The organism is Streptococcus sanguinis (assembly GCF_003943655.1).
Taxonomy (GTDB): Bacteria; Bacillota; Bacilli; order Lactobacillales; family Streptococcaceae; genus Streptococcus; species Streptococcus sanguinis_F.
The window spans coordinates 1-586 of record NZ_RJMM01000066.1; the positions used below are offsets into that span (position 1 = coordinate 1).

1 protein-coding gene and 1 pseudogene are annotated in these 586 nt (G+C 42.9%); both read left to right on the forward strand.

The window, feature by feature from the left end; genetic code table 11:
• Window positions 1-239 (forward strand): annotated as a pseudogene (locus tag D8886_RS11650) (BMC domain-containing protein); the annotation flags it as partial.
• A 55-nt stretch (window positions 240-294) separates the two neighbouring features.
• Complete coding sequence (locus D8886_RS11655; protein ID WP_125435786.1) at window positions 295-576, forward strand: BMC domain-containing protein; 282 nt, start codon at window positions 295-297, stop codon at window positions 574-576.
• Window positions 577-586 lie beyond the last annotated feature (10 nt).

Consider the following 586-nt stretch of genomic DNA (forward strand, 5'->3'; position numbering starts at 1 on the left):
GCAATGGTCAAAGCCGCTAACGTAACTTTGATTGGTAAAGAACAAGTCGGCGCTGGATTGGTAACAGTTTTAGTTCGTGGTGATGTCGGCGCAGTAAAAGCAGCGACAGATGCTGGAGCAGCTGCAGCTGAAAACGTTGGTGAATTGATTTCAGTTCATGCGTTGGTGAATTGATTTCAGTTCATGTAATCCCACGTCCACACGCAGAAGTAGAAGTAATCTTGCCTCATCAAGAATAAGATTACAGACTTTCATATAAAATTAAAAACAAGAAAATAATTGGAGGAAATAAACATGGCAAACGCAAATGCATTAGGAATGGTAGAAACAAAAGGACTCGTCGGCGCAATTGAAGCAGCTGATGCAATGGTCAAAGCCGCTAACGTAACTTTGATTGGTAAAGAACAAGTCGGCGCTGGATTGGTAACAGTTTTAGTTCGTGGTGATGTCGGCGCAGTAAAAGCAGCGACAGATGCTGGAGCAGCTGCAGCTGAAAACGTTGGTGAATTGATTTCAGTTCACGTAATNCCACGTCCACACGCAGAAGTAGAAGTAATCTTGCCTCATCAAGAATAAGATTACAGAC